General features: G+C 57.3%; 23 protein-coding genes and 2 tRNA genes. 8 read left to right on the top strand and 17 right to left on the bottom strand.

What is annotated here, in order from left to right; genetic code table 11:
• Nucleotides 1-55: 55 nt before the first annotated feature.
• The gene (locus tag PLN84_RS06470; protein WP_292383832.1) at nucleotides 56-1,420 is read right to left on the bottom strand and encodes a PFL family protein; all 1,365 of its coding nucleotides are present in this window, start codon (nucleotides 1,418-1,420) and stop codon (nucleotides 56-58) included.
• 8 nt (nucleotides 1,421-1,428) lie between these two features.
• Nucleotides 1,429-1,701 (bottom strand): ACT domain-containing protein, encoded by a 273-nt coding sequence (locus tag PLN84_RS06465; RefSeq protein WP_292383834.1) that lies wholly within the window; start codon nucleotides 1,699-1,701, stop codon nucleotides 1,429-1,431.
• A gap of 187 nt (nucleotides 1,702-1,888) precedes the next feature.
• On the opposite strand from PLN84_RS06465, the gene PLN84_RS06460 reads away from it, so the two are divergent.
• Nucleotides 1,889-2,734 carry a GNAT family N-acetyltransferase gene (locus PLN84_RS06460; RefSeq protein WP_292558533.1) on the top strand — a complete coding sequence of 282 codons (846 nt, stop codon included), beginning with the start codon at nucleotides 1,889-1,891 and terminating at the stop codon, nucleotides 2,732-2,734.
• Here the strand turns inward: PLN84_RS06460 and PLN84_RS06455 are convergent.
• The 3 genes from PLN84_RS06455 to PLN84_RS06445 all read right to left on the bottom strand — a co-directional run bounded on the left by PLN84_RS06455 (nucleotide 2,712) and on the right by PLN84_RS06445 (nucleotide 5,381).
• Entirely contained in the window at nucleotides 2,712-3,563 is an 852-nt protein-coding gene (locus tag PLN84_RS06455) for an alpha/beta hydrolase (RefSeq protein WP_292383838.1), read from the bottom strand. The genes PLN84_RS06460 and PLN84_RS06455 overlap by 23 nt on opposite strands.
• A gap of 101 nt (nucleotides 3,564-3,664) precedes the next feature.
• Nucleotides 3,665-4,489: an alpha/beta hydrolase gene (locus tag PLN84_RS06450; RefSeq protein ID WP_292383839.1), complete on the bottom strand. Its 825-nt coding sequence runs from the start codon at nucleotides 4,487-4,489 to the stop codon at nucleotides 3,665-3,667.
• A gap of 220 nt (nucleotides 4,490-4,709) precedes the next feature.
• Nucleotides 4,710-5,381 (bottom strand): hypothetical protein, encoded by a 672-nt coding sequence (locus PLN84_RS06445; protein WP_292383841.1) that lies wholly within the window; start codon nucleotides 5,379-5,381, stop codon nucleotides 4,710-4,712.
• A gap of 216 nt (nucleotides 5,382-5,597) precedes the next feature.
• On the opposite strand from PLN84_RS06445, the gene PLN84_RS06440 reads away from it, so the two are divergent.
• Entirely contained in the window at nucleotides 5,598-6,089 is a 492-nt protein-coding gene (locus PLN84_RS06440; RefSeq protein ID WP_292558534.1) for a putative immunity protein, read from the top strand.
• A gap of 4 nt (nucleotides 6,090-6,093) precedes the next feature.
• Here the strand turns inward: PLN84_RS06440 and PLN84_RS06435 are convergent, their stop codons facing one another.
• The 5 genes from PLN84_RS06435 to PLN84_RS06415 all read right to left on the bottom strand — a co-directional run bounded on the left by PLN84_RS06435 (nucleotide 6,094) and on the right by PLN84_RS06415 (nucleotide 10,939).
• Nucleotides 6,094-6,795 carry an alpha/beta hydrolase gene (locus PLN84_RS06435; RefSeq protein ID WP_292383845.1) on the bottom strand — a complete coding sequence of 234 codons (702 nt, stop codon included), beginning with the start codon at nucleotides 6,793-6,795 and terminating at the stop codon, nucleotides 6,094-6,096.
• Nucleotides 6,796-7,016: 221 nt separating this feature from the next.
• Nucleotides 7,017-7,379 carry a hypothetical protein gene (locus PLN84_RS06430; protein WP_292383846.1) on the bottom strand — a complete coding sequence of 121 codons (363 nt, stop codon included), beginning with the start codon at nucleotides 7,377-7,379 and terminating at the stop codon, nucleotides 7,017-7,019.
• 58 nt (nucleotides 7,380-7,437) lie between these two features.
• Nucleotides 7,438-8,859, bottom strand: coding sequence for a hypothetical protein (locus PLN84_RS06425; RefSeq protein WP_292383848.1), 1,422 nt, complete (start codon nucleotides 8,857-8,859; stop codon nucleotides 7,438-7,440).
• 454 nt (nucleotides 8,860-9,313) lie between these two features.
• Nucleotides 9,314-10,156 carry a flavodoxin family protein gene (locus PLN84_RS06420; protein WP_292383849.1) on the bottom strand — a complete coding sequence of 281 codons (843 nt, stop codon included), beginning with the start codon at nucleotides 10,154-10,156 and terminating at the stop codon, nucleotides 9,314-9,316.
• A 378-nt stretch (nucleotides 10,157-10,534) separates the two neighbouring features.
• Nucleotides 10,535-10,939 carry a cupin domain-containing protein gene (locus PLN84_RS06415; RefSeq protein WP_292383851.1) on the bottom strand — a complete coding sequence of 135 codons (405 nt, stop codon included), beginning with the start codon at nucleotides 10,937-10,939 and terminating at the stop codon, nucleotides 10,535-10,537.
• A gap of 265 nt (nucleotides 10,940-11,204) precedes the next feature.
• Between PLN84_RS06415 and PLN84_RS06410 the strand changes: the two genes are divergently transcribed.
• Together PLN84_RS06410 and PLN84_RS06405 are read left to right on the top strand one after the other, a co-directional pair.
• Nucleotides 11,205-11,705 carry a shikimate kinase gene (locus tag PLN84_RS06410; protein WP_292383853.1) on the top strand — a complete coding sequence of 167 codons (501 nt, stop codon included), beginning with the start codon at nucleotides 11,205-11,207 and terminating at the stop codon, nucleotides 11,703-11,705.
• Nucleotides 11,706-11,900: 195 nt separating this feature from the next.
• Complete coding sequence (locus PLN84_RS06405) at nucleotides 11,901-12,455, top strand: DUF3795 domain-containing protein (RefSeq protein WP_292383855.1); 555 nt, start codon at nucleotides 11,901-11,903, stop codon at nucleotides 12,453-12,455.
• 241 nt (nucleotides 12,456-12,696) lie between these two features.
• Here the strand turns inward: PLN84_RS06405 and PLN84_RS06400 are convergent, their stop codons facing one another.
• The gene (locus tag PLN84_RS06400) at nucleotides 12,697-13,332 is read right to left on the bottom strand and encodes a hypothetical protein (RefSeq protein ID WP_292383856.1); all 636 of its coding nucleotides are present in this window, start codon (nucleotides 13,330-13,332) and stop codon (nucleotides 12,697-12,699) included.
• Nucleotides 13,333-13,623: 291 nt separating this feature from the next.
• Nucleotides 13,624-14,067 carry an SRPBCC family protein gene (locus tag PLN84_RS06395; protein ID WP_292383858.1) on the bottom strand — a complete coding sequence of 148 codons (444 nt, stop codon included), beginning with the start codon at nucleotides 14,065-14,067 and terminating at the stop codon, nucleotides 13,624-13,626.
• A 330-nt stretch (nucleotides 14,068-14,397) separates the two neighbouring features.
• Between PLN84_RS06395 and PLN84_RS06390 the strand changes: the two genes are divergently transcribed.
• Together PLN84_RS06390 and PLN84_RS06385 are read left to right on the top strand one after the other, a co-directional pair.
• A complete protein-coding gene (locus tag PLN84_RS06390) occupies nucleotides 14,398-14,706 on the top strand; it encodes a hypothetical protein (RefSeq protein ID WP_292558536.1) in 309 nt (102 codons plus the stop codon).
• 69 nt (nucleotides 14,707-14,775) lie between these two features.
• A complete protein-coding gene (locus tag PLN84_RS06385; protein ID WP_292383861.1) occupies nucleotides 14,776-15,630 on the top strand; it encodes a hypothetical protein in 855 nt (284 codons plus the stop codon).
• Here the strand turns inward: PLN84_RS06385 and PLN84_RS06380 are convergent.
• From PLN84_RS06380 to htpX, 5 genes are all read right to left on the bottom strand, one after another.
• Nucleotides 15,617-15,690 (bottom strand) — tRNA-Val (locus PLN84_RS06380). The two genes, PLN84_RS06385 and PLN84_RS06380, sit on opposite strands and share 14 nt — an antisense overlap.
• Before the next feature lie 2 nt (nucleotides 15,691-15,692).
• A tRNA-Gly gene (locus PLN84_RS06375) sits at nucleotides 15,693-15,763 on the bottom strand.
• Between the two features lie 144 nt (nucleotides 15,764-15,907).
• Nucleotides 15,908-17,245: a hypothetical protein gene (locus PLN84_RS06370; RefSeq protein ID WP_292383863.1), complete on the bottom strand. Its 1,338-nt coding sequence runs from the start codon at nucleotides 17,243-17,245 to the stop codon at nucleotides 15,908-15,910.
• A gap of 113 nt (nucleotides 17,246-17,358) precedes the next feature.
• Nucleotides 17,359-18,513: a fasciclin domain-containing protein gene (locus PLN84_RS06365; RefSeq protein WP_292383865.1), complete on the bottom strand. Its 1,155-nt coding sequence runs from the start codon at nucleotides 18,511-18,513 to the stop codon at nucleotides 17,359-17,361.
• Between the two features lie 377 nt (nucleotides 18,514-18,890).
• Nucleotides 18,891-19,766: a zinc metalloprotease HtpX gene (gene htpX / locus PLN84_RS06360; protein ID WP_292383866.1), complete on the bottom strand. Its 876-nt coding sequence runs from the start codon at nucleotides 19,764-19,766 to the stop codon at nucleotides 18,891-18,893.
• Between the two features lie 139 nt (nucleotides 19,767-19,905).
• Between htpX and PLN84_RS06355 the strand changes: the two genes are divergently transcribed.
• Both PLN84_RS06355 and PLN84_RS06350 read left to right on the top strand, forming a co-directional pair.
• On the top strand, nucleotides 19,906-20,670 hold the full coding sequence (locus tag PLN84_RS06355; protein WP_292383868.1) for a sulfide-dependent adenosine diphosphate thiazole synthase: 765 nt from the start codon (nucleotides 19,906-19,908) through the stop codon (nucleotides 20,668-20,670).
• 43 nt (nucleotides 20,671-20,713) lie between these two features.
• Nucleotides 20,714-21,364, top strand: a complete 651-nt coding sequence (locus PLN84_RS06350; protein WP_292383869.1) for a putative phosphothreonine lyase domain-containg protein — start codon at nucleotides 20,714-20,716, stop codon at nucleotides 21,362-21,364.
• The last annotated feature ends 11 nt before the right edge of the window (nucleotides 21,365-21,375 follow it).

Here is a 21,375-nt window from a genome sequence, read left to right as displayed (position 1 = left end):
AAGCCTATCAGTCCGCCCCGGGACTCAGAAAAAGGGGACCGGATCTCCCCGCCGATCAGTTCTTGAAACTATGAACCGGTGCGGGAATCCGCCCGCCGCGGTTGATGAAGTCGGCGCAGCAAAACCTGTTCACCTCCTGGACCGGCGCGTGGCCTAAAAGGCCGCCGAACTCGACAGTCTCGCCGACATCCTTTCCGATCACCGGGATCAGCCGGACAGCGGTCGTCTTGTTGTTGATCATCCCGATTGCCGCCTCGTCCGCGATGATACCCGATATCGTCGAGGCGGGCGTGTCGCCCGGGATCGCGATCATATCGAGGCCGACCGAGCAGACGCAGGTCATCGCCTCGAGCTTCTCGATGGTGAGGGCGCCGCGGTTCACCGCGTCGATCATCCCCTGGTCCTCGCTGACCGGGATGAACGCCCCCGAGAGCCCGCCGACAAACGAGCTCGCCATGATCCCGCCCTTCTTCACCTGGTCGTTTAAGAGGGCAAGAGCGGCCGTCGTCCCCGGTGCACCGACCGATTCGAGCCCCATCGCCTCGAGGATCCCGGCGACACTGTCTCCGACGGAGGGTGTGGGGGCGAGAGAGAGGTCCACGATCCCGAACGGGATCCCGAGCCTCTCCGAGGCCTCCTGGGCGACGAGCTGCCCGGCACGGGTGACCTTGAAGGCCGTCTTCTTGACCGTCTCGCAGAGAACCTCGAAGTTCTCGCCCCGGACGCCCTCGAGCGCGTGCTTGATGACGCCCGGCCCGCTGACGCCGACGTTGATGACCGCATCGGCCTCGGAGACGCCGTGAAACGCCCCTGCCATGAACGGGTTGTCGTCGGGGGCGTTGCAGAGGACGACCAGTTTCGCACAGCCAAGGGAGTTATTCTCCTTCGTCGCCTCGGCTGTCTCCCGTACAATCTCTCCCATCAGTTTTACGGCGTCCATGTTGATCCCGGTCTTCGTCGAGCCGATGTTCACCGAGCTGCAGACCCTCTCGGTCGCGGCGAGGGCTGCCGGGATTGAACGGATGAGCGCTTCCTCGTTCGGGGTCATGCCCTTTGAGACGATCGCCGAGTATCCCCCGATGAAGTTGACCCCCATGTCCCGTGCGGCCTTATCAAGCGTCTTTGCAACCTCGACAAAATCCTCCGGGGACCTGCAGGCCCGCCCGCCGACGAGCGCGATGGGGGTTACGGATATTCTCTTGTTGACGATCGGGATCCCGTACTCGAGTTCGATCTCTCTCCCGGTCGAGACGAGGTCTTTTGCGAGCCGGGTGATCTTGTCGTAGATATTCCGGTTTAAGGCATCGAGATCGGCGTCGCAGCAGTCAAGAAGGCTGATGCCGAGCGTGATGGTCCGGACATCGAGCTTCTCCTGCTCGATCATCTTGTTCGTCTCGTTTACCTCGAGAATATTGATCATGGAACCCCTCAGATACGGTGCATCTTCGTAAAGATGTCTTCCCGCTGGCACCGGATCCGAACCCCGATCGCGTCGCCGAGGTCGTCAAGTTCGGTCACCATCTCGGCATACGGTTTTGTTGATCCGCTGGTATCGACGATCATCATCATATTGAAGTATCCCTGCACGATCGTCTGCGAGATATCCTCGACGTTGACCTGGTTATCGGCAAGATACGTGCAGACCTTCGCGATGATGCCGACAGTATCCTTTCCGACGACGGTAATAATTGTCTTGCTCATGCCCTCTTCCGTTCCTGTATCTTGTTGGCTCTCCTCCGGGATTAATCCGATTCGAACAGTCCAGGGAGGAACGTTGTTGCAGGGGACCGTGAGAGGCATCCTGTGAGCGATATGCCGGGATCCGGTCACCGCCGGAGCGGAATCGGTTCAAAACCTTCATCCCTTGCCGGGATGTACGCATAGTACTATGGCTGCATCAGGTGAGATCACGATTCGGCCGATGACGAAGACCGAAGTCGGGATTGCGGTCGACTGGGCGGAACGGGAGGGCTGGAATCCCGGTCTCTCCGACGGGGAATGCTACTACGCGGTCGACCCAAAGACGTTCTTTGCGGTGCTCCTCGATGGCCGCCTGGTCGGGTCATTCTCGATCATGGTCTACCCGGGCGGGTTTGCCTTCGGCGGGTTTTACATCCTGGACCCCGAATACCGGGGGCAGGGCATCGGCCTTGCGATTATGGAGCGCATCGACCGGCTCGCCGGGCCCTACAACTTCGGGATCGACGGGGTCTTTGAGATGCAGGACCGTTATGCCGCCCACGGGTTCCTCTTCTCGCACCGGAACATCCGGTATGAGGGTCTCGGCGGGGGCACCCGCCCTCCGGGCCTCACGGACGTTCGCGGCGTTCCCTTCGACGCCCTCGTCCGCTACGACGCACGCCATTTCCCGGCAGAACGGCCGGGGTTCCTCCGCCGATGGCTGGCGCAGCCCGGCGCGACGGCGCTGGCCGTCCTCGATAACGGGGAGGTCCGCGGCTACGGGCAGGTGCGGCCGTGCCGCCGGGGCGCTAAGATCGGCCCGCTCTTTGCCGACACCCCGGAGACTGCCGGGCGGATCTACTGCGGCCTCGCGGCGGCGGTGCCCGGTCAGCCGCTCTTCCTCGATGTGCCGGAGCCGAACGCCGCCGGTGTTCTGCTCGCAGAGCGGCACGGGATGGTCCCGGTCTTCGGCACGGCACGGATGTACTCAAAGGAGATCCCTGACCTCCCGCTTGATCAGTGCTACGGCGTCACGAGTTTCGAGACCGGGTGAGGGGTTCTTCGCTCCGGAGCGGGTGGCGTGCCCAGAAGTCCGCGAGCGCCCAGGCCATGCCGCGGGCGTTCTGCATCTGCATCCCGTGCGCAGCCCCCGGAAGAACGAAACCCCGGACATCCGGGAACCACTCGAGGAGCAGCCGGTGCGTCTCCCCAAAACGTGCCCCGAGCTCGGTGCTTCCGCTGCCGATGACGGCGAGAACCGGCTGTGTGATACGCTTCGCCTCAGCCTCGCCGAACCTCCATTCCAGCAGTGCCGGTACTTCCAGCTCGAACGAGGTCCCGGCATCGGCAACGGCCTGCTCAAACACTCCCGGCACCATCCGGTCGAGCGAAGCGCGATACCCGGCTCCAAAGCGCGCCTGAAGAAACTCGTCCACGAGCTGCTCCGGAGGCTCCTTCCTATACCGCTCCCGGCCTCGCAACAGACTGTCCCGGTAGGCCGGGCCGCTGGACCCGACGATGAGGGCCGGTTCCAGCAGGGCCAGCGACCGGACGACGTCCGGGGCGTCGAGTGCAAACTGCATGGCGATACAGGCACCTGAGGAGTGTCCCACGATATGCGCCCGCTCGACGCCGAGATGGCGGAGCAGTGCCCGGCAGTCGGCGGCCTGCCGGACGATACCCGCTGGACCACCGCTGTGGCTGCTGCCCGCGTAGCCCCGCCGGTGGTACAGGATGAGCCTGTAGTGCCGGGTGAGAGCCGGTTCGAACATCAGTGGTTTGAACGAGTCTGCGATGAGAGCACCGTGAATAAAGATCGCGGGCTCACCGCTCCCTGATACATCATACTCAAGCGCGACACCATCTACAGCCACTGTCTCCATACATCCTCCGTTCCGCCCCCCTTATCTGAATCAGGGGGAGGCATGAGGGATATCCTGCATGCACATAAGTATAATCCCTGCGGCCCGCACCCCTCCCGGTGCTACCCTCTTTGTCCGCCAATCATCCTCACCCGCACCGATTCGGCCGGGCTCAGCAGGAATTCGATGACCAGCCGCGCAAACAGTTCCGGTGCCGTGCTTATCGCAATGTGTTGCTGTCCGGGCATGACGACAATCCTGCTGTTCGGCAACGCCGCGTGCACCGCCTCCGTGGCTGCCTTGAGATAATCGGGACTGTTCTCGCCCTGCAGGAGCAGGATAGGGACATCCAGATTCTTAAAGCGCGAGGGCTCGAAGATGTAGCCCTCATCTGAAAATTCCCGCGGTATGGTGCGCGCCGCTGCCACCCGAGCCGCCCAGGCAGGCTCCTTTCGCAGCACAGCGATCTGATGCTCCGGGATCTCGACGACGTCGCGATAAAATGCGAGCAGAACCCCCTCCCGGTCCCCTGCATCAAGGAGCGCCTGGATTTTGGCCCGTGCACCGGGCGGATAGATCGGCATTCCCACCGGTATCGAGGGCTCGTACAGAACGAGCCTGTTGAGGTTCGTGACACGGAGCGCCGCTTCCAGACATATCAGTGCTCCGTACGAGTGGCCCAGGAGGTTCACCGGCTCGGGGATGGAACTCACGACAGCCGCGATATCGTCATACTCACGTTCGAGAGAGTAGGCTGTCGAGTCGCCGCTCTGGCCGCGGCCGCGCCGGTCGACGGCATACACGGTGAATTGTTGTTGCAGCATGGGGAGGACGGGCTGCCAGCGGGTGTGGTCCGCTGTTGTCCCATGCACCAGGACCAGGGCCGGCCCGGTCCCGTTTCGCTCATAGACGATGGGCGTTCCATCGTTCGACCTGACTGTATCCATAGGCATCTCCTTGCCCCGAGAGTTAACTCAGGCAATGGGTGCGGTTGGATCCGCTCTTCCTGATAATACCTTTACCTCCCGGTGGCGGCAGGTCTGTTCCCTACACGCGGTCTTTTCAATCCGGTGGGGCGTCTCCGTGAAGGTGTTCGTCACAGACTCGGGCTCGACAACCCTGCCGTGCGGACTGTATAGCCGCAGACTCCCTGCCTGTGACCGGACCTCAGCCGGTCTCTTCCGGTGCCTGCCGGGCACGCCCGAAGACGACCGCGAGCAGGGGGAACACCACCAGACTGACCCCGACGTAGCCCAGGATGCCGATATTCCGGATACTCATGTCGGCAAGCGGCACGCCGATGAGCCCCGCGAGACTCAGTACGCCGCCGGCGATCATGAGGACCCTAACCGTCTTCTCCAGCCGGCCGGTCCAGAACACTGGTGCGGCAAAGAGCATCGAGAGGGCAAAGAAAACATCCCACGCGAGGATGTCGAGGGCATACACGACAGACGGCCACTCGAAGGAGAAAAAGTACGGTGCCCACGGGAGTCCCGCGGACGCGATCTGGCGGCTGACCGTGAGGATGACGAAGTGGACGCCGGCGGTTATCCCTGCCATCATGACCATGAAGGCAAGCGCCGGAAGGCTGTACGCCCTGGCCCCCGGGGAGGCGTAGGCGTGGACCGCAACCATGACGATGACCATCAGCGGCGCCATCGCGATGATGAGCAGTTCCAGCAGAGAGAAGTACGGATCGCCGATCGGGTCCGCCGGCGACTGGAGCGAGAGGAGTCCGAGGGTCAGCGTAACCGTGTATGCGACGAGAAGGAAGAAGACGGCCCAGGCTGCCGTTTTTCCGAGTCGGCGGTGGTGCCGGGTGAAATCTTCGTGTGCCATCCTTCGACTCCTTTGCTGCCCTGTCGGCCTTGGGGTCCGGGTGCCCGTTAGGTGGACCTATCTGTTCTACGTTGCGGTGCTCGTGGGTGAGGCGGGTCCGTGTAAGTCAACTTGCGTTGACTTAGAAGAGGTGTGTCGGTGCTATGTCAACCTGAGTTGACGTATCCGTCCATGCAGATTAAGAAACAAGATATTGAACGTCGATAGAGACTGTTCGTGAAGAAATACAGCAGAGAGGATCAGATGACGATGGCAACCTGGGCCGCGGACTGCGCCGAACGAGTGCTCCCGCTCTTTGAGGAGGCATACCCGGAGGACAACCGGCCGCGAAACGCTATCGAGGCGTGCCGGGCCTGGGTCAGGACGGGCGTGTTCAGGATGGCTGAGATCCGTGGAGCCTCTCTTGCCGCCCATGCCGCCGCCCGCGATGCGAAAAAGAATGACGCGGCCTGCTTTGCGGCGCGTGCCGCAGGCCAGGCGGTGGCGACCGCTCACGTTCCCCAGCACGCCTATGGGGCGGCCTACTATGCCCTCAAGGCCGTCGCGGCGGTGGATATGGTGAATGCCGTGATGAATGTTATCCGGGAGCGGGAGTGGCAGGCGGAGCGGCTTCCGGAGAGGTTAAGGGAGGAGATCATGGAGAGGATTGTCGTTCAGGAACCTCGGAGTGGGGTTTCTATTAAATTGAAGAAGGGCGAGGGGTTTTGATAATTCATTTTTGAAGGCACGTTTCGGTCCAGGTATCTAAGATATCTAATTGTTCCGGGGTATGAAACCAGTGTTCCCCATCTTCCATAACAGTTAGATTGCAATAAAAACGCTGGACAAACTCTTCTACAACACTCCGATCCGTAAGTTCGTCTTGCCCACCATACAATATCTCTGTTGGAACCTTCCATTTTGTTATCGGATGTTCGTGGGCATAGAGTAGATATTCCCACGAAAGAGTTTGTCCAGAGGAAGTGGGGATAGTACGTTCACGCTCAAGTTGCGTTTCTGATACATTGGCCCGGAGCATCATGTTGGAGATGAGCTGTTTCATATCGAGGATAGGGGAAATAAAAATGCTTTTTTCCAACGGTTCGTTTTCGAAACTCAACATCCCGAACCATGCCCCAATGCTATTGGCAAATAGAGAAATTTGCGTCCACTGGCCTTTGATATAGTCCATAACCTGGAGCAGTTCCGGCACGACATGCCACGGGTCAAATGAATTTGCTTCTCCTTTGCGTTCTCCGTGTTCGGGCAGGTCGATGCTCAACACTTGCCACGCATAACGACAGGCTATCCTGGCAAACGCTTCCGCTTCTTCTTTGCGCCCGGCCTGTCCGTGTATGTAGAGATATACTTTATTTGAACGAGACCCCCAGAGAATTGCTGGAATCCCTTGAATCTGGAAGTATTTCTTTTCCATAATCGTCCCCTATTCTGTTTGCTATTTGGATGTGTCTTAATACCGGTTTAATCCCCATGACGAATTGATGTCCACGCCGGAGCAACGCCTGCCTCTCCGAGGAATTCCGTGAGTCATGCCACACCCCGTGGTAACCCCTTCCCACCTTCTGTATCTACTCTGTATGACTATTGATCTGGTTCTGGAAAGAGTATTGGGGTCAGGCTCACTGGGATGAGCGGTTAAACCTCTATTTGAATAAATTTCCCTAAGCCGCTTTTATTGGGATCTAATTGATGATTGAAAGTGGAATCGTCGATATATTGGAACGATTGTGGCGCAACAAAGGTCGGGTTAAGTTTTTTGGGATCTATAGGCTCTTCAAACAATTCGAAATTAATTATTTCTATGGCGTATCCTTTGTCTTTTTCAGAGAAGTACGCATAGAAGTCCTTCTGGGTTAGTCCGGAATACTCACGCAATTGTTCCCACAAATTCTCTGGACGATCCTCAAAGATCTTCCCAACCTTAAATCTGCCGATAATTCTCTTCACAGGAGACGTTGAATAGACGTAAATCTCACAAACTGACCGATCTTTGAACATTACCTTGCGAAATTCATATCTCTTTGTTCCATTGATAATTTTCCGAATGTGCTTCGGTCTAATGGACAGTATAACTCTCATTAATTCCACCTTGCAGCTTTACCCATGTGTACTTCGTATTATCGATTTCGGTGATTGATTGTGGTGCCCCTGAGAGGGCATTAGATCTTCTTAGTTCGCTGATTGTTACGCTGTGTGGCAGATGGAAATGATGCCTAAATAGAATGATAGTCAACGGCTTATTAGATCTTTCTATCGCGGTGTGAGAGTAAACACTTCTTTTCCCTATTATTCGAATGACCTCATCGGTATCTGAGACATCCGGAAAGAAGTCGTCAACGACACCTACTGATGTTACTGCTTTCGTGTCACGTGATCGATAGAATAGAATGATATCTCCGGGTTCTATCTTTTTGATCCGGCTGTGAGTCAGGTAAGCTTTTCGAATAGTATTTCCTTCTACAACAAACTCTCCAGAATGCTCGTAGAGTTTTGTTTGTCTTCCTTTTGAGAAATCAGTGAATAATAGATCATGGTATTCTGGTTGAATGGGAATAACGAATTTTTTCACCAAATCTCCATCGTAAAAGCTTGGGTAGTAGATCTGTGATATCGTGACCGGCAAAAGAGCTGAGACATCATGTCCTCGGGCGCAGAGATTTTTCACATAAACGTCTTCCATTCTGTTTACACGCTTGAGGACGCTTGCTTTATGGAAACCATATTCTGAAATGAGATCGACGAGGCGATCCTCCTTAGGCTGAGTGAAGTGAGTGAGGTAGATCTCAGTGATACCGTTTTTTAGCGCAATATCTATCGAGACTTTCAAGAGCAGTTCACCGATCTTATACCCCACATGTTCAACCTTCATCGTTGCAATTTTCAAACGTTTCTTTTTTGCGAGGGGTGGAGTCGATGGGATAGGCTCACTCTCAACCTTATAAATAAGGATAGCTCCTATGCTCCCATCGGTTCGTCTATAGGCATAGCATTCCCTCCCCTCCTGAGCCTTTCCTATGAACCATTCATCGAACCCGGGATAGTCTGCTCTCAATGAGTCGAAGATTGGATCCCGTAGATCCAGGTTGTGCATACTGTCTTTTACAAGTGCAGGAGGCGTGGGAATGATCTCTTGTGAGGGTAGGCATCTATTGAAATCATACAGTGCTTCAGAGATGAGGAATACACGTTCTCCAACCCCGATTTTATGTGCCTTTTTGTGAATTTCCCGATCCTCGGTGATGAAAAATTCAACTGCATTTTTATATATAGCGTATAGGAGAGCATTATCGACGTCATCATGCGAATTTTTTGCAGGTCCGACGAGCTCACGAAACGATGCATCGTTGTTAGGATCTGGTGGTCGCTCTAGATGAGAGTATGCCTCAATTTTCGAGAGGTTCACTTCTCTGCGCCTGAGATCTGAATCCCTTCGTAATTCTGAAGCTGAGAGGGGGTGAATTAAGAGTTCTGCCCTCAATTTGTTGAGTATTTGGAGCAGTTTAGCTAAATCACGTAGAAGACATGATCTTGTTCACGATAAATGAAGATATTGGTATCAAGTAATATCCTCATCTGTCACCAACGAAGGTTTAAGAATTAGGTCATTAATAATCCTTCTTTATCACTTCAGATTTCTAAGAACTGCCTAAGTGCCCTTATCGCACTCGTATGGCCCAATTTAATCGTATTCGATCTTGAGCCCATCAGATCTAAATTACCTGAAGTCACTAAGGGGATCAAATGGAGCGCACCTCTAATGAAAAAGATATAGGGGTTTCATGAAAGGTTCATTTCCTCTGCGCGCTGGGGACCTCCAGATCTGTAAGCATATCTTACTGGTGCTTTTGGCCGGCTGAACGCAGGAAATCTGCATCAAATCCCAAAATCGTTCGACTGGAATTGTTCTTGGTGACCGAACCCTTTGTACCCCTCTACCCACTTCTGCACCCGCGCCCGCTCTTCACCCCCATCTCCCGCAGATCCCTCCGTACCCGCCGCCGCTGGTACCACTCCGCCACCGTACCCAGCGCATGGTACACCGGATTGACCGGCACGTCCACGTAGTAGCGCCTTCCCTTGTCGAACCACCCCTTCCCGGCCCAGTAGGCATGATCCGCGGGACTCCGTTCGCCAAGTTCGTCGCAGGGCGCCCTCCCGATGTGGAACGCCATCACGTCGAAGAGCCCGGGCCTCCTCGGCGTTTCTCTCCGGAGTGCGGCGAGGAAAGCCTTTGCCGCCGCCTGTAGTTTCTCTTCGTTCTCCCGCAACCGGTAGGCGGGAAGGGGTCCCATCGTCGCGTGGGAGACGACCCCCGCCCGTCCGGCAACCTCAAAACCCCAGATGCGGGCCACCGCGTTGAGGTAATCCAGCACGTCTTTATCTCCCATCACCCCGACGGTGGTGAGGAGGAGTGCCTTCTGCCGGAAGAACCGGGGCCGGTGAAAGATGTAGGAGTGGCGGTCGATGAAGACCTTCATCAGCCCCGAAACCTGGAACCCGTATACCGGGGTGGCGAAGATCACCCCGTCCGCGTCGTGCATCTTCTGTTCAAGGAGGGCTGAATCGTCCTTGATGGGGCAGTGCTCCTCCCCCCGTTCAAAACAGGTGTAGCATCCGCGGCACTGCTCCAGGCCGACGTCCTTGAGCATGACGTATTCCCAGTCCACCGGTGCGTTCTCCTGGAGGATCTCGCGGATCCGTTCGGCTGCACGGTAAGTATTCGCCTTCCGGGCGCTGCCCATGATGGCGAGGACCTTTATGGGCCGATCTTCCATGCGGGAATAAAGGTATCTCTCTTACATAGGTTTTCCCCCCGGTACTGACAACCGCGTGCGGCTACACAGGAAAAGGAGAGAATAAAAGCACGATAAGGCGCGTACAAATGATCTGGCCGGTCAGGTGCGTCTGAATCCGACCCGGCCAGAAACCCCTGCATGGCAAGTCCGGCTCTACCAGGAGCCCGGCGGCCAGACAGACAACCAGTTCCGGTGCCGTGCTCATCGCAACGTGCTGCTGCAGGCCCCTCTCCCGGTCCCTTGCATCAAGGGGGGCCCGGACGGAGTGCATGGGTTACGCGGGCTGGAGATGGGGAGTTGCCCATCTCAACTTGTATTATGCTACAAAAGGGGGTGATGAGGAGTCGGTATCCCCGCTCAGGCCGTGGGGGTGGGGACCACGAGGAACGCGGCATACCCGTCGCCGACGTTCCTCGTCACGTGGCCCCTGCTCGAGGTGTCCTCCAGCAGGACCAGATCGCCGGGGCCGAGCCGCCTGACCGTCCCGTCCGTCGTCTCCATCTCCACCTCGCCCGAGAGGAGGGCGAGGAACTGCCGGGCGGGGGCCGGGTGGAGTTCGCCTATCCAGCCGGGCTCGAAGGTATAGAAGCGATACTTCGACGCGGGTCCGTCTTCGGAGACGTAGAACGGAGCCGCGGGTGGGGCTGCAGGGGCAAGGCTCTGTTCGACCGTCACGGTATCGAAGTGGGAGTCGCCCTGCGCATCCGTGTAGATCCGGTGATACGTTACCCGGTTCAGGTTGGGGGAGGCTGTTTTTGTCATGGTATCCTCGGTGCGGTCTGCGGGTCGGGATGACCTTCGCACTTGGACAACATACTTGGTCGGGAATGGATAAAGGTTGCGGCGGACCTCCGGCAATGGGGCCTGGTTATCCGTCTCCGGGGGAGCAAACCGCGTGTTCCTTGTTTTACGACAGGGCGGGGGATCCTGCGCATGGTGCGGATAGGCAGTTGGGCTATTCTACCAGACAACCTTCATCTCCCCGGAAATCCCACTAAAGTATCAACAGAGGGTTCCGGGAAGCAGTATGGATCACCACAACAACATCATCCTCATCGGCATGCCCGGTGCGGGGAAGAGCACCGTGGGCGTCATCCTTGCAAAAACGCTTGGCATGCAGTTCATCGATACGGATATCCTGATCCAGGAGCGGGCCGGGAGGATACTCCAGGAGATTCTCGACGGGGAGGGGCCGGATGCATTCAAGCGGATCGAGGAGGAGACGATCCTCTCCCTGAATCCCCGCAATGCGGTGATCGCGACGGGTGGCAGCGTGGTCTGCAGCGAGGCTGCGATGGCGCACCTGAAGGCGGTGGGGGTAGTCGTATACCTGGAGATCTCGTATGCAGAGATGGAGGAGAGGCTCAAGAACATCACGACCCGGGGGATACTCCTCCTTCCGGGCCAGAGCCTCCGCGAGATGTACGACGAGCGCCTCCCGCTTTACGAGAAGTATGCCGATCTCACCGTCGCGTGTTCGGGTGAGGACCTCGAGTCCGTGGTCGGGAACGTGATCGAATCGCTGTAAGGTGTCCGGATGGTGGTCGGGGATGTATGCAGGGACACCGGCCGGACTATCGGGTGTCGCCCGACCGGATCGATTTCAGAACTTCGGGTTTCGCACAGGGGAATCCGGAGTCCCGGATGCCCCCTTCGAGCACCGCGAACGGGTTCACGGTACCATAAGAGATATCTGGAGAGGTCTCGCACATAACAACGATCAATGCGCATCGAGTATCCTGATATTGGCATCTGCGGGCTCTCCTGTCGACTCTGCCCTATGTATAATACCGACGCAGAGAGCAGATGTTCGGGATGCAAGAGTTCGAGCAGAATGGCCGTCGGTTGCCCGTTTATTACATGTGCCGTTAAGAAAAAGGGGATCGAGTTCTGCTGGGAGTGCGAAGAGAACGATACGTGCGAACGATGGAAAAAACACCGGGATGCCGGTAAAGAACACGATTCTTTTAAATGTTACCAGACCCTTGAGGAGGATCTCTCGCTTATATCTCAGCATGGAATATCCGCATTCCAGAAGTTACAGGAACACCGGGAGTTCTTACTCAGGGAGATGTTGAACAACTTCAACGAAGGCCGCTCAAAGAGTTACTACTGTATCGCTGCAACTGTCCTGGAACTTGAAGAACTTGAGGAAGCGCTCTCCCGGGCAGGGGAAGAGTCCGGGGAGCTTGACGTCAGGGCAAGGTCGAAGGCTCTTCACCGGGTTTTTGATGAGATTGCTTCAAGGAAGCACTATCACTTAAAATTAAGGAGGTAAGCACGATAGCGATTCTTCATGCAGGGAATACACGCATCGCCGCAGGTGGGCGTTATGCAAATGCCCGGTGCTGCCGGAACGCGACGGGAGATCGTCGAGAGCCTGCAGGGCTAATATCGAGGGAGAGCCCGATATCCCCGGCCGGTGAGGCGCTCTTTCACACACTGTCTTCATGTGCAGCATGAGAACCGTTTTGAGGTGATGGAAGATCCCCCGGAGGCCGGAAGAGTCCCGTTCACCGCTATCCCGCCTCCACGACCAGGAATCGTCCCTCCTCGTCTTCGGCGAAGCGTACCGTGAGCATCTCCCCTTCATGCACGCCGAAGTCCGAATAGGGTTCGTTCAGGAGTGTCCCCTGAAACGACGCGCCGTCGGCCGACTGCTCTTCCAGGCGGACCCAGACTCCTTCAGGGATCGTCTCGCCGTCTTTTGAGAAGAGGATCACCGATACGTCGTCAAAATACCCGGGAGCCCTGAACCTGTCGAGGTCGGTCCTGTTTCGGATCGTGCGGAGCGATTCCGGTTCATAATAGATGCGCCATCTCTGCTCTTCGAGCAGCGAGAGTCTGTTTGCCTCATCGTTTGAGAGGAGCGTGTACGCCCCGATTTCATCGGATGGAAGTATGAGACCCTCGCCGTGATCCTCGAAGTTCGCGATGATCTCCGGCGACCTTCCGGGTTCGAGCCGGCAGAGGGTATGGATACGGAAGGTGATACCCTCCTCGTGGTCCACGTAGAAGAAGCCGATGCACCTGTTTGCGGCCGGGTGCATAACACCCTTCTCCGAGAGGATACGGGAGATGCCGGGATTGATCTCAGCAACCGCCCACCTGTTGATGATCTCCCGGTCTGAGTAGCGTGTCGTTCCATCGTTCATGGTATGTGATACAGGGTCTTTCTGCAGCGTGAAAGAGGTTTTGAAATGTTATGGCAAGCTATTGATTTATTGGGTTTGTCAACCTGGAGTATTGTGGTTCATGAGCACGAGCGGGGACCATCGCAACCGCAATCGTCGCGAACTACCAGGCTCTAAGCTAAGTGGTGATCAGCATCAGTACCGGTAAGTACACACTCCTCGTTTGCACCTCCTCATACGTTTTCGGAGAGTTCCCGTAGTGATTAGAACTGAACGTATCCCGGCAGAGACACCTTACCTCTCATCCTACATTCATAGTCTTGATTCGGACTCAAGAATTTGTTTCAAGTTGATCAGGCTTTTCCGGAGTTCTTTCCGCATTGAGTTGACCATCATGGGAGTCAGGACTTTCAGGAACCCGTTCATAGTCATGTCGTAGGTAAGGGTAAATTTCATCCCGCCCGTGGTGGGAGTGTAGGTGTTGTGCTGTTCGATGAGCAATGGTCCTGAGGTAATGTTTTTCCCAAATTTCCCCGGTGGCTTGCATTCGGTTGCCCTGGCAGTCCATTGCATGGTGCGACCCATCAGGTGGCTGGCACCTTTGAACGTCGTGCCGACACCGACAGGTCCCTGAGAGGTCTGCTCCGCCTCCAGTATGACGGTCTGCCATGTATTCCAACTCCCTGCATCGGTCGTAAAGGCGTATGCCTTCTCGACCGGACAGCGAATTTCTATGCCCTCCTCAATTCTTGGCATTTGAATCCCCTCCTTAGGCATATGCTGGATAAAGGATTCTACCCCATTGCGGTCAGCCGCCGGTGAAAAAACTGCCAAGGCTTCCGCAACAAGAGCAGAACGCCTGGTTCTGGCGATGTTTCCATCACCCGATCCTTCGTAAGGGAGGATCAGTATTTCAATGTTCTGGCATTATTTTCGCTGAGGCCGCTCATTATCGCTACCTCCTTTTATGCCACAACGACTGAAAACAGGCCGTGGTGTGGATGCAATCCGCCAGATGCGGGAAGGGTAGAAAGATCTGAAGATGCCGTAAAAATTCTAAAAAATGCAGGCAATAATGCTTCTAAAGTGATAGAAGTGCCTGTTTCAGAGACGTGCGCAGAATCGAGGCGCATTAAAGTATTGAATCTCCAGCAGAAAGGTTTATTGAAGTTAGAAAAAGATATGCAGGAGGCAAGGATCACTAAATTGGAATTGACCGGGCAAAGATGCGGCTTCTGGAAAGAACCAGATCCAGAAGGCTCAGTTTTTAGAGAAAACATGGTTAAGGAAATGGATAAGAATGACATTGCGACGACAAGAGCACTACTCGAAATAATGCCATTAAATCTAACTGGAATCGAAAATGCGGTTATTGAAGAGGCAGAGAACGCTTAATATAATTGTTAGCCGCTGTGTCAGCCCCTTGAACATCTACAGCTGGCCTGGAAAGGGAGTATTTATTGTATGAACATAGGCAAACGGGTAACAATTGTAGCCATTGTCGTGATTTGCGTACTACTCGATATCGCCCTTCACCTTGTTACAAACGCATACAGTACTATGCCTGAGAATCCGGACTACAGCATAGTGGCAGAGTTGCTCGGGACAGAGATTACCGTCTCTCTCTGGGCGCTGCTCGCTTTTTCCGGTGCTGCCTATGTCTATTGCCGCATCAGAGATGTGATTCCGGGAGAGGGAGTAGAAAAAGGGGTGCGGTACGGGTCTGCAATAGCGCTGATCTGGCTTTTTGCCATGCTGGAGGGGGTATCCCTCTTTGGCAATCCGATCATCAACGAATTTGTGGTCGGCCTCAGTGATGCAATACCTGTTTTTTTAATGGCAATTCTATTGAGTTTGCTAACTGCTGGGAAAGGAGAGAATGCTTCGGGACAGCCATTTACTCTTCGATGGAAGATGACGGCCGTATCCGTATTCGCCGGGATATTCTTAGTTGGACGATATGCCGCATACTTCACAGGAGTGATCCTATCTGGATACCAGACAAGCCCGTTATATACATTCTTCTGGACGCTCCTTATGGGTGCCTGTATCGGGGTAGTCTGTATGTTGCTTGGGAATATCGGAAACACGTTGTCCCTGAAACGCAGAGCGGCGAAATTTGGATTCCTGATCTTTGGCGTTAACTGGGCTACGTTCCTTCTTTTTATGCCCTTATTGTTTTCCGGCTATTTGACCGATGTGTTGTCCAGAATCATTATAGACACCCTGCTTGTAACGATCGGATATTATTTGATGTTTGGTCCCGGAATTGAGGTAACACCTGAATTAAAAGCGAGCAGAAAAATGGGCTCGTCGTGATTCGAACACGAGATCTTCGCCGTGTGAAGGCGACGTCATGACCAGCTAGACCACGAGCCCCATGCATCGACCGGGAATTGAACCCGGGCTATTGGCTTGGAAGGCCAAAGTCATACCACTAGACCATCGATGCGTACTGGTACGTCTATACATTTCTGGCGTAATGAGATATTAACGTATCCCCGGCGACCGGGGCGGAGCGGGGCGCCCACCGGACCCGGTGCCTCTTCCTGCCCGCCTCACGGTATGGCCGGCCTCGATCCGGGCACGGTCCCCGTCAGCCCGGAGAACCGGCAGCGGTCCGGTTCTCCCCGCTCTCCGCGACTGTCAGGACGACCTCTCCACGGTCGCCGAGGGGCGAGACGACGATGACCGCCTCTCCGTTCCGGTTGACCACCTTCTCCATCCAGAAGTCCTGGGTGTTCTCGTACGCGACCGCGTCCGGGTCGTCCGCACCGACCTCGTAGTAGGCCGCGGACCAGGGCAGGAGATCCGCCGCCGGGAACGAATGCACCCCCCCGACCTCTCCGGTGAGGTCGATGTGGCCGGCCACCTGCGGGTACCGGGTGAGGTTGATCCCGGCATACCCGGACGGCGGGTCGCTCCCTTCGGCGTCGAGGTAGTTCGCGACCACCCAGCGCTTGAAGACGTCCTCGAACGACTCCGGGTAGCCGTGTGTGGCAAGCGTCGCGTCGATCCCGGCAAGACCGGTCCGGTTCTCCGCCACGAGATCCGCGAAGAACGCCCGCCTCCCCGGGTCTCCCGAACGGTCCCCGAAGTTCTCCGCAAGGTAGAGCGTCCAGAGGAAGCTCGCGCCGTAGTGGGCCTGGTTGATCTCGCCCTCCGAACGGGCCCACCGGCCGTCGGTCACCACAAGGGGCGTCCCGGGATGGCGGTTGAAGGCGCGGACCTTCGCCCGGTTCTCGCTCGCGAAACAGAGGTACTCCGCGTACCCGCTGCACCCCTCATCGACCCACGTCCTCTCATGGGGGTCGTGCGAGTGGTGGACGAGGTGCTGGAACTCATGAGCAAGCGTCGAGCTCATCTCGCTCTCCCGTGCATCGGCGTCGAGAAAGATGACATCCAGGTTGTTTTCGACGCTGCCGTCGAAATACCCAACGATAGAGAGGTCCGTTACGTTGCCCCCCGGACCGTCGCGGATGTCGAGGAGCAGGATGAACACCCGGGGATCCTCGTCGATCCCGGTCTCGTTGCCGAACGTCCCCGTGATCGTGGGGTGTACGACGTGGTCGAAGGTCTCCGTGAGGTCCCGGATCTCGCTCTCTGCAACCGTCCTGTTCTCCTCGACAAACAGGTAGCAGTGCTCCCCGGTTGCCCTGCAGGTGGCGTTGACGGTATACTCCTCCCCGGTTGCGAAGTCGGTGCAGACGAATGACTTCACATCCCCCGGGGTGAAGTTGCCCGTGGTGTATGCTTTCCTGCCGCCCCCTTCCGTTATATCCCCGAACCGGCCGCCCGGCTCCTCGTGGATGGCGTGGAGAAAGGGGATCCCGGCAATCCACACGTAACTGCCCGGATCGGCGCCTCCTGGTGCCGGATCGCTCCCGGATACGGTCCCGACCGTGCAAAGCGCCAGAACAACAACTGCAACCACGAGATTCCTGGTGCCGATCAATCGTTCATCCCACCAGTAACGGTCGTGCTTTCCCCTGGAGCCCGGGGGCGGCTGCAGGCCCGTGGAGGCCCGCCGACCGCTCCGGGGCCGGATTATATGACCCCCATCGGCAGTTCGGTCATGTTCACGATCGGATTCACTATTGGGGTCACGTTCACCGCCGGGGTCATATTCTCGACCGGGGCCACGGTCTCCACCGGGGTTACATTCGCCGGCGGGACCAGCACCCTGTCAATGGTATGGACAACACCGTTGCTCGCGTTGACCTCCGGCCCGCTGATCGTGGCGCTATCGATCATCAGCACGCTCCCGTTCACCGAGACCGTCAGGTTCACCCCGGCGAGTGTCGTGAGGTTTGTTGCGTTGCCGCCCTCCGTCATGTTCAGGAGCTCGGCAGCCGTATAACTGCCGTTGACCACGTGATTCGAGAGCACCCGGGTCCGCTCGTTCTCGTCGGTGAGAATACCGGTGAAGACCTCGGGCGAGAGGTTGCCGAACGCATCGTTCTGGGGTGCAAACACCGTGTACGGCCCATCGCCCTGGAGCGTGGCCGCGAGGTCCGTCGCGTTGAGCAGACTTGCCATGAAGGAGAGGTTGCCGTCGCTACGGATCACCTCGACCAGACCGTCCTGCTCACCGGGAACCGTCGGCGTGGGTGTCACGTTCCCTTCACCGAACGTAACCGTGATCGACAGCCCCGCAACCGCCCGTTCGATGACCTGTTCACGAACCGGGTCGTAATCGGAGAGATCGCAGTAGATGAACCAGAACGTCTCGCCGTCGGAGAGGTTGTGCGCCAGAGCATCGGTGTTCGTCTCGTAGAACGTCTCATTGAGGTCATTGAGGACGAGCCAGAACTGCTCGTCCTGGTACAGGTACTCGTTGATGCTGTCGACGGCCAGCCGCTGGCTGATCGTGTAGTAGTAGGTCGTATAGTTCAGAGCCGTAGCGTTCACCCCGCCCGACCGGGAGGCCGCATCGAGTGCCCCTACCGGTGTATCCCTCCTCACCTCGAGGGGGGCGTCGAGGTTGATGGGTTCGACCGTGAAGTTCTCCGCCGGATCGATCGTGACGTTATACTCTCCTATGACCTCCATGGTGTCTATCGGCAACTCCAGCTCGAGATCGGCGCCGAGCGGCTGAGCCGAGACCGCAAGACCGGTCCCGGTCAGGGTAAGAAGACACAGAATGGTAAGAATGCCGGAAACTTTTCTTAAAACCAATTTGATCACCTGTCTCTGTTGCACCCGGGTGCTCCTGACTGAAGAGGGGCTCTCGTGTTCGGTATGGTGAAAGCGGGTTTTTTCGTCGCGTGGCCGGGCTGCTTCTGCGTGGTGCAGATACAGCGCTGGATGCTGGAAAGCCCGACTGAGTGCCGGAGCATTCTGAGTCGGGCCATTTGACTGACAGAGCGGGTATCTGGAGGTCTCCAGGTTATATATATTTTTTTAAATAAAAATTTGGAGCCCTGAATGCGCATGTTGACCGCTTATCGCCCGATTCACGTTCTGGAGATCGCTGAGGTAACTATCCGGTTGCGGCGCGGCTGGTACCCTCGTCCGGGGATGAACGACGGCGACGTGTCACCGCTCTCGAGCCGTGCGAAAAAAAGTTGTCTTTTGGGTTACCGGATCCCGGTGGCCAGCTCTTCGAGAGCGGCGACCCGCTTCTCCAGCGACGGGTGCGTGGAGAAGAGCTCCATCAGGGTGTTTCCGGAGAGGGCCGGGATGATGAAGAAGGCATTTGCGCCCTCCACTTCCTGTTTCTTCTCGGCCGGGACGTAGTCCATCCGCCCGCTGATCTTCTGGAGCGCCGATATCAGCGCCCGCGGGTTGTCCGTCAGGGCGGCGCTGCCCCTGTCCGCGGCGAACTCCCGGTAGCGGGAGAGCGCACGGGTGAGCAGGGTGCTCACGATCCAGACCAGGATCGAGACGATGTAGACCAGGATCAGCGCGCCCATGTTGTTGTCGCGGTTGTTGAAGAGCCCGATGAAGAACCAGTTCCGCATGATCAGGAAGGCGAGCATCGATATGAAACTCGCCATCGTCAGGGTCAGCATGTCCCGGTTCTTCACGTGCGACATTTCATGGGCAAGCACCGCCTCCAGTTCTTCGCGGTTAAGCGTCCGCATGATCGAGTCGGTGACCGCCACCACGGCGCTCTTCGGACCCCGTCCGGTTGCAAACGCGTTCGGCACCGGCGAAGCCATGATCCCGATCTTCGGCTTCGGGAGGTCGGCTTTGGCGGCGAGGCTCTCGATCATCCGGTGCAGCTCCGGGTACTCGTCTTCCTCGACGAGCCGGGTGCCGGTGCTCCAGAGCACCAGTTTGTCAGAGAAGAAATACTGGGCGAACGCCATCACGGCGGCCGCGAGCAGGAGGAACCCGAAAGAAAATCCCAGGGCGGAAAGGACGCCCAGGAAGATCAGGTAGACTATGAGGAGCAGAAACGACGTTAAAGCCATCCTCATCGTCAGACCGAAGTCGCGCGTCCACTTCATGACAGAGATCTATTGGGCTGGATGCTATTAAGATATATGCCGGACCCTCTCCGGGCGCTCACGTCTGAACCGGTCTCCGGCGTATCCGGCACCACGTGCCGGTGCTCTTATCTCGTCGAGGTGAAATATTAGTGATTGGATGACGCTCAACGAAGTGACCATCAGCAGGGCTATCCTTGCGGAGCAGCACAGGACATTCATCGATTACCTCGATATGGACGCTGCCGTCATCGGCGGCGGGCCGTCGGGGCTCGCCTGTGCAGCGCTCCTCGGGGAGAGGGATGTTCGGTGTGCACTCATCGAGAAGAAACTCAGTGTCGGCGGCGGGATGTGGGGCGGCGGGATGATGTTCCCGCGGATCGTCGTCCAGGAAGAAGCACGGCGGCTCCTCGACCGGTTCGGAATCGCTTACCGGGAGTTCGAGCCGGGCTACTACGTCGCAAAATCGGTCGAAGCAGTCGCCAAACTCACCGCGGCGGCCTGCGACGCCGGGGTCGAGTTCTTTAACCTCACCACCGTCGAGGACGTCATGATCCGGGGCGACGGCAGGGTCGGCGGCCTCGTCATCAACTGGACGCCGGTCGATATGGCCGGGCTGCACGTCGACCCGCTCACCGTGGCCTGCACCTGCACCGTCGACGCGACCGGCCACGACGCCATGGTTGCCCGCATGATCGAGCGGAAAGGCGGCAGACTCCAGGTCAAGGGCGAGAGTTTCATGTGGGCCGAGCGCGCTGAGTCGCAGATCCTCGATCACACAAAAGAAGTCTTCCCCGGGCTCTTCGTCACCGGGATGGCGGCAAACGCCGTTGCTGGGGAGTGCCGCATGGGACCGATCTTCGGCGGGATGCTCCTCTCCGGGGAGCGGGCCGCAGAACTTGTTGCGGAGAGGCTTGGCCGGTAACACTTCAAAATTCTTTTTACTCTCCCGGCGGTTACCATTAGGTATGGAAACGATCGATCCGGAGGCCCTTGCCGAGGTCGCGTACGGGATCTTTGAGATCTACCTCAACCGCGAACTCCGTGCCCGGGGCCCGTACCTGTTCGAACTCGTCGAGCAGGGGACCGATTTTGAAGAAGACGCTCGTGAGATCTTTGAGCGGTTCCGGGAGGACTACCCGGAGCTCGCCGGGGCGCTTCTCCGGCGGTTCGGCGAGATCAACGCGTTCTACGTTCCGATCCGGGCGGGCGAAGGCGTTCTCCCCTCCAAGACGACCAGAATATACTGGATTGTCCAGGACGCCCCCGGGCCCGCGACGAGGGGCCTCGATGACGAGCAGGTGGGAAAATGGCTCATCTTCGTCCCCGGGGAGGAGGTTGACGAGGCGTGGCGGAAGGTCCGGGACGAAACGGCGAAGGGAACTCTCGGGATATCCGCAAAAGTCAGCACCGCCAAACCGAACCCCGACTCACGTGACGAGCGGTACGTCGTCTACGTCTACACCTGTGACTGGGCGGACGAGGCCGACGTGATGCGGGTCCGTGAGCGGCTCCGCGACCTCGGTTTTGTGGAACGGATCGGTTACAAGCGCAACATCGAGACGTACCGGGGCGAGTACAGCGAAGAGGGCAGAAGAGTCACCTACTACAGCGCGTGAAGACCGGACCC

The sequence above is a fragment of the Methanoculleus sp. genome, assembly GCF_035363275.1.
Taxonomy (GTDB): Archaea; Halobacteriota; Methanomicrobia; order Methanomicrobiales; family Methanoculleaceae; genus Methanoculleus.
The sequence above is the reverse complement of the archived record's forward strand: the minus strand, read 5'-3'. Positions and strand labels throughout refer to the sequence as shown.

What these genes read in the sequence shown, in the direction of transcription:
- PLN84_RS06420 (WP_292383849.1), bottom strand. Translation starts at nt 10,156, where the DNA reads ATGGAAGATCGGCCCATAAAGGTCCTCGCCATCATGGGCAGCGCCCGG.
- PLN84_RS06465 (WP_292383834.1), bottom strand. Translation starts at nt 1,701, where the DNA reads ATGAGCAAGACAATTATTACCGTCGTCGGAAAGGATACTGTCGGCATC.
- PLN84_RS06410 (WP_292383853.1), top strand. Translation starts at nt 11,205, where the DNA reads ATGGATCACCACAACAACATCATCCTCATCGGCATGCCCGGTGCGGGG.
- PLN84_RS06435 (WP_292383845.1), bottom strand. Translation starts at nt 6,795, where the DNA reads ATGGAAAAGAAATACTTCCAGATTCAAGGGATTCCAGCAATTCTCTGG.
- PLN84_RS06350 (WP_292383869.1), top strand. Translation starts at nt 20,714, where the DNA reads ATGGAAACGATCGATCCGGAGGCCCTTGCCGAGGTCGCGTACGGGATC.
- PLN84_RS06450 (WP_292383839.1), bottom strand. Translation starts at nt 4,489, where the DNA reads ATGGATACAGTCAGGTCGAACGATGGAACGCCCATCGTCTATGAGCGA.
- PLN84_RS06405 (WP_292383855.1), top strand. Translation starts at nt 11,901, where the DNA reads ATGCGCATCGAGTATCCTGATATTGGCATCTGCGGGCTCTCCTGTCGA.
- PLN84_RS06355 (WP_292383868.1), top strand. Translation starts at nt 19,906, where the DNA reads ATGACGCTCAACGAAGTGACCATCAGCAGGGCTATCCTTGCGGAGCAG.
- PLN84_RS06430 (WP_292383846.1), bottom strand. Translation starts at nt 7,379, where the DNA reads ATGTTCAAAGATCGGTCAGTTTGTGAGATTTACGTCTATTCAACGTCT.
- PLN84_RS06415 (WP_292383851.1), bottom strand. Translation starts at nt 10,939, where the DNA reads ATGACAAAAACAGCCTCCCCCAACCTGAACCGGGTAACGTATCACCGG.
- PLN84_RS06445 (WP_292383841.1), bottom strand. Translation starts at nt 5,381, where the DNA reads ATGGCACACGAAGATTTCACCCGGCACCACCGCCGACTCGGAAAAACG.
- PLN84_RS06400 (WP_292383856.1), bottom strand. Translation starts at nt 13,332, where the DNA reads ATGAACGATGGAACGACACGCTACTCAGACCGGGAGATCATCAACAGG.
- htpX (WP_292383866.1), bottom strand. Translation starts at nt 19,766, where the DNA reads ATGAAGTGGACGCGCGACTTCGGTCTGACGATGAGGATGGCTTTAACG.
- PLN84_RS06385 (WP_292383861.1), top strand. Translation starts at nt 14,776, where the DNA reads ATGAACATAGGCAAACGGGTAACAATTGTAGCCATTGTCGTGATTTGC.
- PLN84_RS06460 (WP_292558533.1), top strand. Translation starts at nt 1,889, where the DNA reads ATGGCTGCATCAGGTGAGATCACGATTCGGCCGATGACGAAGACCGAA.
- PLN84_RS06395 (WP_292383858.1), bottom strand. Translation starts at nt 14,067, where the DNA reads ATGCCAAGAATTGAGGAGGGCATAGAAATTCGCTGTCCGGTCGAGAAG.
- PLN84_RS06455 (WP_292383838.1), bottom strand. Translation starts at nt 3,563, where the DNA reads ATGGAGACAGTGGCTGTAGATGGTGTCGCGCTTGAGTATGATGTATCA.
- PLN84_RS06470 (WP_292383832.1), bottom strand. Translation starts at nt 1,420, where the DNA reads ATGATCAATATTCTCGAGGTAAACGAGACGAACAAGATGATCGAGCAG.